General features: G+C 65.2%; 12 protein-coding genes. 2 read left to right on the top strand and 10 right to left on the bottom strand.

Going from position 1 to position 12,455, the window contains the following annotated elements:
• Window positions 1-4: 4 nt before the first annotated feature.
• The 10 genes from HQ354_RS10715 to HQ354_RS10760 form a co-directional block, all read right to left on the bottom strand.
• Window positions 5-994: an NAD(P)/FAD-dependent oxidoreductase gene (locus tag HQ354_RS10715; protein ID WP_068429782.1), complete on the bottom strand. Its 990-nt coding sequence runs from the start codon at window positions 992-994 to the stop codon at window positions 5-7.
• Window positions 995-1,149: 155 nt separating this feature from the next.
• The gene (locus tag HQ354_RS10720; RefSeq protein WP_068429779.1) at window positions 1,150-1,938 is read right to left on the bottom strand and encodes a class II aldolase/adducin family protein; all 789 of its coding nucleotides are present in this window, start codon (window positions 1,936-1,938) and stop codon (window positions 1,150-1,152) included.
• A complete protein-coding gene (locus HQ354_RS10725) occupies window positions 1,935-2,768 on the bottom strand; it encodes an ABC transporter permease (protein ID WP_068429778.1) in 834 nt (277 codons plus the stop codon). The genes HQ354_RS10720 and HQ354_RS10725 overlap by 4 nt, the downstream gene beginning before the upstream one ends.
• Window positions 2,765-3,571 carry an ABC transporter ATP-binding protein gene (locus HQ354_RS10730; protein WP_222634465.1) on the bottom strand — a complete coding sequence of 269 codons (807 nt, stop codon included), beginning with the start codon at window positions 3,569-3,571 and terminating at the stop codon, window positions 2,765-2,767. Before HQ354_RS10730 ends, HQ354_RS10725 begins: the two co-directional genes overlap by 4 nt.
• Window positions 3,568-4,551: an ABC transporter substrate-binding protein gene (locus HQ354_RS10735; protein WP_068429775.1), complete on the bottom strand. Its 984-nt coding sequence runs from the start codon at window positions 4,549-4,551 to the stop codon at window positions 3,568-3,570. The genes HQ354_RS10730 and HQ354_RS10735 overlap by 4 nt, the downstream gene beginning before the upstream one ends.
• A 205-nt stretch (window positions 4,552-4,756) precedes the next feature.
• On the bottom strand, window positions 4,757-5,752 hold the full coding sequence (locus tag HQ354_RS10740) for an NAD(P)-dependent oxidoreductase (RefSeq protein WP_254303598.1): 996 nt from the start codon (window positions 5,750-5,752) through the stop codon (window positions 4,757-4,759).
• Window positions 5,753-5,881: 129 nt separating this feature from the next.
• Window positions 5,882-6,754 carry an alpha/beta fold hydrolase gene (locus HQ354_RS10745; protein WP_068429771.1) on the bottom strand — a complete coding sequence of 291 codons (873 nt, stop codon included), beginning with the start codon at window positions 6,752-6,754 and terminating at the stop codon, window positions 5,882-5,884.
• The gene (locus tag HQ354_RS10750; protein WP_068429768.1) at window positions 6,751-7,734 is read right to left on the bottom strand and encodes a catechol 1,2-dioxygenase; all 984 of its coding nucleotides are present in this window, start codon (window positions 7,732-7,734) and stop codon (window positions 6,751-6,753) included. The genes HQ354_RS10745 and HQ354_RS10750 overlap by 4 nt, the downstream gene beginning before the upstream one ends.
• 4 nt (window positions 7,735-7,738) lie before the next feature.
• Window positions 7,739-9,058 (bottom strand): M20 family metallopeptidase, encoded by a 1,320-nt coding sequence (locus tag HQ354_RS25885; protein WP_068429766.1) that lies wholly within the window; start codon window positions 9,056-9,058, stop codon window positions 7,739-7,741.
• A 126-nt stretch (window positions 9,059-9,184) separates the two neighbouring features.
• Window positions 9,185-10,483 (bottom strand): Rieske 2Fe-2S domain-containing protein, encoded by a 1,299-nt coding sequence (locus HQ354_RS10760; protein ID WP_068429764.1) that lies wholly within the window; start codon window positions 10,481-10,483, stop codon window positions 9,185-9,187.
• A 180-nt stretch (window positions 10,484-10,663) separates the two neighbouring features.
• On the opposite strand from HQ354_RS10760, the gene HQ354_RS10765 reads away from it, so the two are divergent.
• Window positions 10,664-11,434 (top strand): enoyl-CoA hydratase/isomerase family protein, encoded by a 771-nt coding sequence (locus HQ354_RS10765; RefSeq protein WP_068429762.1) that lies wholly within the window; start codon window positions 10,664-10,666, stop codon window positions 11,432-11,434.
• A gap of 34 nt (window positions 11,435-11,468) precedes the next feature.
• Window positions 11,469-12,437, top strand: coding sequence for an ABC transporter substrate-binding protein (locus tag HQ354_RS10770; protein ID WP_222634466.1), 969 nt, complete (start codon window positions 11,469-11,471; stop codon window positions 12,435-12,437).
• Window positions 12,438-12,455 lie beyond the last annotated feature (18 nt).

Raw genomic sequence — 12,455 nt, forward strand, 5'->3', positions numbered from 1 at the left:
GACGTCAGTTCTCCTGCTCTGTGGAATGACCCGGGAAGATTTCCGCGTCGGGGTCGAGGACGGCGGCCGCGTTGTTGACGGCGGTGGCGGCTTCACCGAAACCGACGGCGATCAGCCGCACCTTGCCGGGGTAGTCGGTGATGTCGCCCGCTGCGTACACGCGCGGGGCCGTGGTCTGCATTCGGGTGTCGACGAGTACGTGCCGGTTCTCGATCGCGATGCCCCAGTCGTTCAGCGGACCGAGGTCGGCGGTGAAGCCGAGAGCCGCGATGACCGACTGCGCCGACAGGGTGTCCTGGTGACCTGCCTTGTGCGCGATGTCGACCTCGGAGATCCACTCCTCACCGCGCACCGCCGAGACGTCGGCGTTGACGACGACCTGCACCGAGCTGTCGAACACCTTGGCCACCGATGCCTTGTGCGCACGGAACTTGTCACGCCGGTGCACGAGAGTCACCGATTTCGCGATCGGCTCCAGATGGGCTGCCCAGTCGAACGCGCTGTCACCACCGCCCACGATGACGACGTCGCGATCGGCATGCGCGGACAGGTCGGGCACGAAGTAGCTCAGCCCGCGACCGAGGAAACCGTGCCCCTTCGGCAGAGGCCGCGGCGTGAACGCGCCGATGCCACCGCAGATGACGACTGCACCCGCGAAGATGGTGCGGTCCTTGTCCGTCGAGATCGCAACGGATCCGTCCGGAAGGTGCCGCAGATTCGATGCGCGCTCGCCCAGTACGTATTCGGGTGAGTACGGAGCAGCCTGCGCCAGAAGGCCGTCGATCAGGTCGCGTCCTTTCACCGACGGGAACCCTGCGATGTCGAGGATGGCCTTCTCCGGGTACATCGCGCTGATCTGCCCGCCGGGCTCGTCCAGTGCGTCGAGTACGGCGACCCGCAGTCCGCGGAATCCGGCGTAGTACGCGGCATACAGCCCGGCCGGGCCGGCGCCGATGATCAGAATGTCGACCGACAGGTCCACCGATGAAGTCATGATCGAACCGTAAACACAGTGCGGCGCAGAGGAAATGGAAACGGTTCGCTCACCGGAACACTCCCGCCGGCCCGTGCAATCGGCGGTGCACGACGAAAACCGGGTACGCGCGACAAGTCGTCGCGCGTACCCGGTGCTCGAAGTGCAGAACGAAATCAGTGACCGAAGATGTCGGGCTCCTCGGCCGCGATCTTCTGGATGATGGTCGAGTAGGCGAACCACCCCACCTTCTCGGTCCCCACGGCGTCGTACGTCGTGGCCGCGATCTTGTCGTACAACACCACTGGCGTTCCCGCCGCACGTGCCGCGAGCTCCGCCTGCATCGAGCGTTCCATCGACACGTACCACCAGACGGCCGACTCGACGGATTCCCCGACCGTGAGGTGGCCGTGATTGGTCAGGATGACCGCCTTCTTCGAACCCAGTGCGGCCGCGATCCGTTCGCCCTCCTCGTCGTCGAGAACCACACCGTGGTACTCCTCGTACATCGAGTGATCGTCGTAGAAAGCGCACGCGTCCTGCGTGATCGGTGAAAGCAGTTGGTGCAGCGACGAGAACGCCTTGCCCTGCAGGCCGTGTGCGTGGACCGCGCCGATCACGTCCGGGCGTGCGTGGTGGATCTTGGAGTGGATGACGAAGGCCGCCCGGTTCAGTGGCCCGGAACCGGACAGAATCGTTCCGTCCGACCCGACGTGCAGTAGTTCTTCGGGTCGCACCTGCGAGAAGTGTCGACCGAACGGGGCCGTCCAGAAGGTTTCCGGGTCCTCTGGGTCACGGGCCGTGATGTGGCCCGAGATTCCCTCGTCCAGTCCGAAGCGAGACAGGATTCGGTAGCCTCCGACCACCGCGACCTTGCGGCGGTGACGTTCCTGCTCGACAGTCAGACCTGTTGGGGCGCCGGGGATTCCGGCCTTCTCTGCGATGGTGGCGGTGTCGTTCGTCATTTCACTCCGTACTTTCCGAGGAACCTGGTGGAGACCGTTCGGAGAATGCGGTCGAAGAGGAATCCCATGATTCCCAACGTGATGATTCCGACGAAGGTCCAGTCGATGCGTCCGTAGTTACGAGCCTGCCAGATCATCGAGCCGATACCGGCGTTGGCGGCGACGATCTCGGCCGAGACGATCGTCAGGAAGCTGTTTCCCATCGCCAGACGCGCACCGGTCACGATTCCCGGGACGGTCGACGGCAACACGACCGTCTTCATGATCTGGAAGCGACCGGCACCGAGATTGGCCGCTGCCTGCAGCTTGTTGTCGCTGATCGCGACGGTCGCCGCGATCGTACTGACGGTCACGATGAACACCGACGTGTAGAAGATCAGAACGATCTTGGACGTCTCACCGATGCCGAACCAGACGACGGCGAGTGTCACGAACGCGATCGGTGGGATGAATCGGAAGAATTCGATGTACGGGTCGAGGAGTTGTCGAACGATGTCGATGCGGCCCATGAGAATTCCGACGGGGGCTCCGACCACGACGCCGAGTGCCCAGCCGATGAGAATTCGTCCCGCCGACGCCTGGATCGAGCTCCACAGGACGCCGCTGTCGGACAGTTCCTTGGCAGCGGACACCACTGCCGTGGGCGACGCCATCGTGGTCGGCCCGTACCACCATGCAAGGAAGGACCACACGGCCAGTCCGAGCACGACGGACGCCGACCAGAGGGCTGCCGTGCGGAGGACCGATCCGCTCATGGAGCGCGCTCGGCTTGCCTTCCGACGGCTGGGTGCTGATGCGGTCGCGGGACGACCGGCGACGACTGCGGTCACAGCTCGTCCTCCTCGATTCCTTGATTTCTCAGTGAGGCAACGACTTCGGCACGGATGTCGTCGCGAAGACGTTCGTAGAGATCCGCCACGGCCGGGTTCTTCCGGTCACGTGGGCGGGGCGCGTCGACGGTGTAGACGCTCTTGATGCGTGCACTCGGCCCTGCGCTCATGACCACGACCCGATCGGCGAGCGTGATCGCCTCGTCGATGTCGTGGGTCACGAACACGACGGTGCAGCCGGTGTTCCGCCAGATCGTGTCGAGTTCGGTCTGCAGCACCTCACGCGTCTGCGCGTCGAGGGCTCCGAAAGGCTCGTCCATCAGGACCAGGCGCGGCTGGTTGGCGAGAACGCGAGCGATCTGCACACGTTGCTTCATGCCGCCGGACAGCTGGGTCGGGTACTTGGCGCCTGCGTGACGGAGACCGACCATGGCCAGGTACTCGGCGGCGATCCGGGCCTGTTCGGCCTTGTCGGCCCCGCGCATCCGCGGACCGTAGGCCACGTTCTGGCTCACGGTCATCCACTCGAACAGAGCTTCCGAGCTCTGGAAGACCATGCCGGCGTGCGTGTTGTTGCCCTCGACGCGGACGTCGTTGCAGACCACCTCACCCTCGGCGGTGTCGACGAAACCGGCGAGTGCCGACAGCAAGGTCGACTTGCCGCATCCACTCGGTCCGAGCAGACAGACGAACTCGCCCGGTTGGATGTCGAGATCGATTCCGGACACGACCTCCAGCTCGCCGAAACGAATGGCTACATCGCGTACGTGAACCGGGACTCCCTCGATGGTGCTCGCGGTCATGCCTGCCCTCCTTCGGACCAGTCGACGAGAATCGACGCGTTCAGATCCGGCTGCGCGTTCATCGCTCCCACCTTCAGATAGAAGTCGACGACCGACTGTGCGTCCTCGATGCTCTTCTCGGTGAGGTCCTCGACGACGAAGTCGATCTCGTCGATCGCGGTCAGCGTCTGCTGCTCGTCGGAGTTGACCGCGGCCATCGTCGCCGCGGTGGCGGCTGCAGGGTCGGCTTCGACCTTCTCGGTAGCCTCCTGCAGGACGTCGCGCACGGTGCGTGCGGTCTCCTCGTTCGCGCTCAGCCAGGAGTCCGTCGTGATCGCCCAGTGGTGGTAGAACCAGTCGTAGTCACCGGTGGTCGCCACGACCTTGCCCGTTCCCTGGTCGAGGGCCGCCGTCGGCCACGGCTCCCAGAGCACGTAGCCGTCGATGTCACCTCGGCTCAGCAGAGCGGGCATGTCGGTCGGTGTCGCGGTGATCTCCTCGATCGAATCCGCGGCGATGCCGTTGGCCTCGAGGTACTTGTCCGTCGAGATCTGGCTGAGCCCGGGAACGATGCCCAGCTTCCTGATGGCCTGCGGGGAATCGACCCGGTTACGCAGAACCACCTTGATGTACTCCCCCGAGGTCTCGTAGGAGTACATCGCACGCAGCCCCGGGTTCTGCTGCAGCTGCGCGATCGTGGTGGTGTCCGAGCTACCGGCCATCTGAACCTGCCCGGTCGACAGCGCATCGACCGCTTCGCCGCCGCGCCCGAACTGGACCAGTTCGACGTCGAGTCCGGCGGCGTCGAACATGCCTTCGTCCTTCGCGAGGAAGAACGGTGCGTAGGACGCGTCGATGCCGACCGCGATGCGGATGCTCCCTCCCGCCGAGGTGGATTCCGCTGCCTCGGTCGCGGGACGGCTGCAGGCTCCGAGAAACAGTGCGGCCAGCGTCGCCGTCGCGAGAACACTCGTCGTTCCGAGCTTGAATCGTTGTGCCATGGGCTGAAGCTTTCCTTTGTGTGATCTGCGTCGCATACGCGGGCTCATGTCCGAAAACGTAATTGCGGTAGTCGTGAGCGCCCACCAACTGGGTCCACCGTGCGGACCGGGACGAACAACTTACGGCGACGCAACGTCCGGCCACCGGGCCGGAACGAGGACGCAACGCGGGCGAAACATTCCCCGCGCCGAGGTGAGAAGCCGATTATCGGGACGAGAGCGACGTCGGCTGCTGCCCGGCGACGCCGTTGACGACCCACAACGGGTCGTGGTCGCTCAGTACACGCTCGACGTTCCTGGCCACCATGTCGGCGATCGCACGCATTGCCGTCGAGGAACCGCCCGCCACATGAGGACTGAGCAGCACGTTGTCGAACTCGCGTAAGGGTGAGCCGTCAGGCAGCGGTTCGGTCTCGACGACGTCGAGCGCCGCGCCTCCCAGCCGGCCGCGCCGCAGAGCGTCGATCAGCGCGGCCTCGTCGACGACGCCTCCGCGCGCGACGTTCACCAGCACTGCGCCGTCGGGCATGGCGTCGAACTGTGCGCGACCGATTGCGCCCCTCGTGTCGTCCGTGAGCGGTACCGACAGCACGAGGACGTCCGACTCCGCGACGAGCACGTCGAGCGGTACGCGTTCGAAGTTCGCGTCCCGTTTGTCGCTCCGCGCGGCATAGCGCACCGTGCACCCGTACGCGCCGAACAACGACGCAGCGCGTCGCCCGACCTCACCGAAACCGACCACGCCGACGCGACACTCGGCCAGATCGCGGCAACCACGACGAACGATCGACTCCTGCGGCCACCGGCCCGCGCGGACTTCGGCATCGGCCCATCCGACGGATCGGTTCAGGTACGACGCGGCCGTGACGGCCCACTCGGCAACGGAACTAGCATTACCGCCCGGCGCGTTGCTGACCGGCACTCCGGCGTCGGCCCATGCACCGAGATCGATGAAGTTGACGCCTGCACCGGGCTGCTGGACGAGGCGCACGTTCGACCCGGCCAGGGCCTCGTCACGTCCGAGTGGCAGTTCGCCGCTCCACTCTCCGATGACCACCGTCGCGTCGGGAAGCAGTGCCGACACCGCTCGTCGCGTTCTCTCCGGTGGGCGAACGACGTGCCCCCTTTGTCCGATCCGGTCGGTCACGGTGCATTCGATCACACCGTATTCGTCCGTCGCCAACAACAAGATCGTTTCCACGCCTTCACCTTTCACGTCGAGCAGCATCGGCCGAAAACGCACGCGGCCGACGGCACCATTGTGGGTCCCGTCGGCCGCGTCCGCGAGTTGTGCGCACCGAGGCTCACTCGCCCTCGGTTCGAGAATCGGTCAAGCAGTCGTCTTCGCCGCCGCCGACGCTTCCGCGAGGAAGTCGAGACTGAGCGGGTTGTAGAGCGCCGCCTGCTCGTGCTGCGGCCAGTGTCCGCACTCCTCGAAGAGTTCGAGGCGCGCACCGGGGATGTCGGCGGCCATCTTTCGGGCCTCCGGCACGTCGCCGAACGGGTTCTCGTGACCCCACACGACGAGCGTCGGCGCCGTGATGGACGCAAGCCGCTCCGGCCGCAGCAGGTTTCGCTGCCGGGTCTCCATCTCCTGCAGGGTCAGCAGATTGTGGATGTTGTCGACGAATTCCTGGCGGTGATAGATGCGGTGACGTACGTTCACCAATTCTTCGGTCGCGTTGGCCGGATCGTGCATCAGCAGATGCATCCGCGAACGCGTCAGGCCGATGTCGTCGGTGGTGACCGCACGCATGGTGGACGTCTTGATGCGTTCCATCACCTCCGGGTTGGCCACGGTGCCGCCCGCCGCCAGAAGTTGCAGCGACAGAACGCGTTCGGGCTGCTCACTCGCCAGGTGTGCGGCAACCCAACCGCCGAGGGACTCACCGACCAGGTGGGCGCGCGAGAGGCCGACGGCATCCATGTAGGCGACGAGATGCTCGACGTAACGCGGGATTTCGTACGGGTAGTCCGGTTTCCCGGTGTACCCGTGTCCCAGCATGTCGATGGCGTGGCATTCGTAGCGTTCCGAGTGCGAGGCGATGTTGCGTGCGAACGCCTCGAGATGGCCGCTCGTGCCGTGGAGGAAGATGACGGCCTCGTCACCGGATCCGGCTTGCAGCGAACGCGTCGGAATCCCCGCGGCGTCCACCGTCTTCACGCAGAAGTCCAGCCCTGCCAGTTCGGTCCAGATGGTCATTGTCTCTCCGATTTCGTCGTCGTAGCGTTCTGTAGGTCCTGCTGTGCTGCGGGATCGAGCACCGTGATGCCCATGCCCGTGAGCCATTCGGGGATCGACTCGTACGCGAGCCGTTCGCCCGCGACGTCGCGCAGGAGGGTCGACATCATCAGCCAGGTGCGCAGCTCCTGGGCGCCGTTGCCCGCTTCCTTCTCCATCGATTCGGTCGTGTAGTCGACCAGTTCGGACGCACTGCCCTTCTCGAACAGGCGAAGCACGTAGTCGTCGAAAGCCGGCGTGATCGCGGCCTCGGCCGCTCGGATGATCTCACGACGTCGAACGTCGTACTGAGACCAGTTGGCGCGGCCGTCCAGCCACGCCTGGACCATGAAGTCCTCGTCCTCGCCGTGCGGATCCCGCCAGTCCGGCCACGGCAACCGGTGGGACATTCCACCGGACGCGATGACCACGACTCGCTTGTCGGAGGCTTCCCGCTCGATCGAATCACGCAGCGCGACAGCGAAATCCCTGCACCGCTCGAACGTCGGGAGGGGAGGCGCGAACACGTTGACCACGATCGGGACGATCGGCACGTCGATACCGTCGAGAAGATACTGAATGGCGTGCGACTGGCCGTGATCGATCTGAATGCGTGCCGAGAACGCCGGATCGAACTTGCCGTTCTCGATCAGGTCGTTCGCGAGATGACGGGCGAACTCGACGTCGACCCGCTGCGGCCCCTTGGGCGTACCCGACTCACCGCTCGCGACGCATTCGCCGACGCCGATGGTGAACGCGGGTATGAGATCGAGCCAGAATCCTCGAAAGTGGTTGGAGCCCAACAGAACGACGACGTCCGGCCTCGAGTCCGCGATGCGATCGCGAGCCGCGCGCAGTCCGTCACGGAACCGCTCCGCCTCGTCCTTGTGGGTGGTCTCCTCCCAGTGGGTGTTCATCAGGGTGCTGTGCGAAGCACCTACACCCAACGTCACGATAGCCATGTCGTCACAGTCCTACTTCCTCGAGTGTGCGGGTGACCGTGTCGAGTGCGACGTCGACGAGATAGTGCGTCAACTCCTCGGCCCGGCGCAGATCCACGGTGTTCATTCCCATCGCGAAATCCACCTCGAACGGCGCGTCCACTACCTTCGGCATGCCGACCCGAACGGTGGGAATTCCTCTGCTACGCAATATGTTCGCGTCTGTTGCGCCACTGGCGTCGTACGCGGGTTCGTGCGGTCTTCCTTCCCTCGCCTCCCACGCGGCGATCGCGCTACGGCACAACCACATGTCCTCGTCCGACGATTCGCCCGCGATGGCCAACACCTGCTCGACCTCGATCTCCAGTCCGCCCAGGTCGTCCGCGATTCGCCGCACGGCCGCCAGGAGCTGTCGTTTGGCGTCGCTGGGTGTGGTGCGCGGACTCAATCGCAGATCCACCGTCATCGTCACCTGCTCGGGGGTGAACGACGCGGTGCGTTCCCACCCGCCGCGGATGTTGGCGACGATCCCCTGTGGCGCCACCAGACCCGAGGTGTTGGCCACCGAGTACTTCGGGAACCACTCCTCGAGTCGCGCAGCGACCGCCCCCGCCGCCGCAATGGGGTTCGCGTAGGGCAGGCGATGTCTCGACCCGACGTAGGTGTGTGTCCCGTGGACCGTGACGGTGAACCAGGCGAGGCCCACTTCTTCCCACGAGACGGTCCACCCCGGTTTCGCGATCAACGCGAAGTCCGCCCAGACCCCCTGTTCGAGAAGGAACGAGCACCCCACGCCCTGTCCGGTGTTCAGACGCGGATTGCCGACTCCCGCACGCGCATTGGTCGGCATGCCTCCTGCGCCGAATCCGACGATCAGATCGCCCTTCAGCGGTATCTCGGCTGCGGCGATCGCCTCGACCGCGGCGATGACGCACGCCGCGTGCCCCTTGGGGTTGGACGCGCCGAGGCCGATCAGGTAGTCCCCGTCGACTCTGGCCTTCGCCACCATGTCCGGGCGCAGCGCGGGGCCAAGTGCAGGCAGGTCCTCTGCGGGGTCGCCGGTGGTGACGGTGTCGATCGGCGCGTAGAGAAGCAGGTCGGGACCTGTGCCGTCCCCACGCAGGCGACCCCACGAGTTGGCCTGCCGATCGTCCAACGCCATGGTGTGCGCGTCGACCCCCGCACGGTCGAGCGTCTCGGTGACGACACGGGCGAGCGGAGCTTCGTCACCGGTCGGGCTCGCGACGTCGACGAGGTCGATCAATATGTCCCGCAAGCGGTCTCGACTCACGTGCCGATGTGCCTGCGCCGAACGATCGGTGCGGTCGTCGGGCGACGACGTCACGGGCGGACCTGATGGACTTGCGTGTTCGAGTGACGGGCGACGAACTGCCACAGCAGCTGGGAGCCCACGAGCGTACCTGCGCCTGCGAGTGCTGCGATCACGATTCTGGTCATGTCTTCTCCTGGACTATTCGGCGGACTGCCCGTTGACGGGCGTCGAGGCAGGTTCGGTTCCCGCGGACGCGGCGGGTACACGACGCTTGCGTGCTGGCCGCGCCTCCTTCTGCGGAGCGAATTGCGCAGCGGCCGAGAGCTTTTCCGCATACTCCTCTTCCGCGAGGTTCCGCCATGACGTCAACGAGACGTCGGGCCGGTACAGCTTCTCCGGCGGCGCGTCGGTGACCTCGACCATCCAGGCGTCCTGTCCGGAGAACTGACCGTGGAACAGCCATCGGATGGCGCCCAGGTACTTGACGTAGAACTTGGCCTTGCCCAACCCGGACACGAAGTTCACCATCAGACCGACGTAGCGGTGGTTCTCTTCGTCGACGGGCACGTAGAACTCGTAGTGGATGAACGTCGGGTAGGCGATCCTGAGGACCCCCGGCATGGACAACGACGCGAAGCCCGGGAACTTCTGGGCCGCGATGACCGGATTCACTTCCTTACCCGCACCGGTGTTTCCGATGTTGGAGATCTTCGATTCGTCCGGCTTCTTCTTCCACCACCGCTTGTTCGTCCACTTGCCGACACCGGGGAACGTGGCCTCCCAGTAGACCTCGTCCTGGACGCGGTAGATCCACCGTCCCTCGGGAATGATTCGCGTGATGTTCCACGTCGGCATGGGCTTGAACAGACGCCACAGCGCGGTGCGATGCAGGTACTTGGCGTGGCCCTCGTCGAAACCGTTCTCGCACGCGAAGCGCCAATCACCCTGGCGCGGTTGGATGCGCCCGCCGATGATTCCGGTGTTCTCGGTCAGCTCGCGGGGCAGCTGGTCGTCGATGGGGTGAGGCGGCTCGTCGGCGATGGGCAGGTACACCCAGACCAGTCCGAGGCGTTCCTCGACCGCATAGGTTCGGACCGACAGCTTGCCGCAGATCTTCGAGTCGGGACCGTCGGTGATGACCGCGGCCAGCTTTCCGGTGTCGAGCTTGAAGGTCCATCCGTGGTACGGGCAGCTGACCGTGCCCGGGAACTGCTGGTCGCCTTCGGAGAGGGGAACGCCACGATGCGGGCAGCGATCGTGCAACGCGTAGATCTTTCCGCCATCTCGCATCAGCATGAGCTTGTCCCCGCCGAGCATGTAGCTCTTCGGGTCCTTCGTGATGTGACTGGCCCACACCACCGGGTACCAATAGCCGCGGTAGCCACTGCTGGCAGCGTTGTACAGCGGCCAGGCCGTCCAGTCCTGCCGTCCTGCCGCACGGGGGCGCTGTGGCTCGCTGGCGGCGACCGAAGCGTCGGTCACGTCTGTTGTCGTCATGAATTTCCCTTCGAAACGGCGAGCTCGATATCCGAATCCTGAAGCACGACAGATCACTGCCCAATGGATTCGGTTCATTCAGCAAACCGCCGCAGCGAGAGTTCGCCTGTCGGACCGAGGCCCTGTGGTCCGCGCAGCACCTCACGAATGATGAGGCGACCGATTACCGAAGGGACGCTCATGACCTCGTACCTACGTACCACCGTCGCGGACGCGGTCGCGACCGTCGTCGTCGACCGGCCACCGGCGAACGCATTCGACCCGGACCTGATCGACGAGTTGCTGACGGCGTTGCCGCCGCTCGCCGACGACCCGTCGGTGCGCTGCATCGTCGTACGCGGGACCGGTCGCTTCTTCGTGGCCGGCGCCGACATCTCGGTGATGCGCAATCTCACCGAGGAGACACAACGCGCGATGCGTCCGTGGGTCGACGTACAGCACATTCTGACGTCGGCGCCCAAACCCGTCATCGCGGCGATGAACGGTCACGCACTCGGCGGCGGAGCGGAATTGGCACTAGCGTGCGACCTCCGGGTGATGAGCGACGCCGCGACCGTCGGCTTCCCGGAGATCGCGTTGGGACTGTTCCCGGGTGCCGGTGGTAGTCAACGACTTCCGCGCCTGATCGGCGCTCACCGCGCCGTACTGCTGATGATGGAGGGTCGCAAGCTGACGGCCGCCGAGGCGCTGGACATCGGACTCGTCGACCGAGTGGTGGCAGACGATCGTTTCGACGACACCGTTGCCGAGCTGGCCGCGGCGTACGCCGCGAAACCGACCGCGGCGATCGGTCTGATCAAGCAGGTGGTGACCGACGGTCTGCCGCTACCCATGCACGAGGCGCTCGACGTCGAGTTCGACGCCGTTCTGAAACTGATCACGACCAGCGACACCGCCGAGGGACTGCAGGCGTTTCTCGACAAACGACCTGCCGTCTTCACCGGCAAATGACGGAACCGACAACCCCGAGAGGACGCACATGTCGATGATTTCAACCAGGAAGCGGTGGGCGACCGGAGCCACGGTCGCCGCGTTGTCCGTGCTCGTCGTCGCCACCGGATGTACTCGCCCAGCCACCCAGGAAGCGACCGGTACCTCGCTCGTCCGCATCGCCGTCGGCGTCGACCCGTCGTATGCGCCGCTGTTTCTCGCCGACCACGAAGGCATGTTCGACGCGGCGGGCCTCGACGTCGAGATCGTCCAGACCGAAGGGGGTGCCGCGGGCGCCCAGAACGTGGTCGCCGGGACGTCGGAGATGTCCGGTAATGCGGATTCGACCGCGCTGACCGTCATGGCGGCGAACCCGCAGCTGCGGGCGCTCGGCGTGTTCCAGGACTCGGATCGGTACTTCCAGGTCGTTCTCCGAGACGGTGTGCAGCCGAAGGACATCAAGACCATGGGTGTCTTCCCGGGCATCGGCGTCTACTTCACCGATCTCTATCTGAGAAGCCTGGGACTCGACCCCGCGACCATCGACATCGTCTCGACGAGCCCGCCCGAGCAGCCTGCACTGTTGGCACGCGGTGACATCGACGGATTCGTCTCGTTCGACCCGTGGGTGGCGCAAGCAGAAGCCGATGGATCCAGCGTGGTGGCCACGACCGGTGACTTCGGAGCCGAGTACTCGCAGTGGATCCTCGCCCGAGAGGATTGGCTCGACGCCAACGACGAACTCGCGGGGAAGGTGTTCGCAGTCATCGCCGACGCGTCGGAGATCATCCAGGAAGATCCCGATCGCGCGGCAGCCGCCATTGCGGCCGAGATCCAGATGGATCCAGCGGAGGCACGCGATCGCGTCACTCAGATCGACTTCACCGGCCGTGATTTCAGCGAAGATGACCTCACCCGCTCGAGGAGTCTCGTCGATTTCTTCACGCAGCAGGGTTCCATGGCAGGACCGGTGGATCCCGACGAGGTTCTGTTGACCGGTTGGGTCTCCGACCACCGCGAGTGACATCTCGACTCAGGTCGG

The organism is Rhodococcus sp. BP-261, from assembly GCF_019835205.1.
In the GTDB taxonomy this organism is placed as follows: domain Bacteria; phylum Actinomycetota; class Actinomycetes; order Mycobacteriales; family Mycobacteriaceae; genus Rhodococcoides; species Rhodococcoides kyotonensis_B.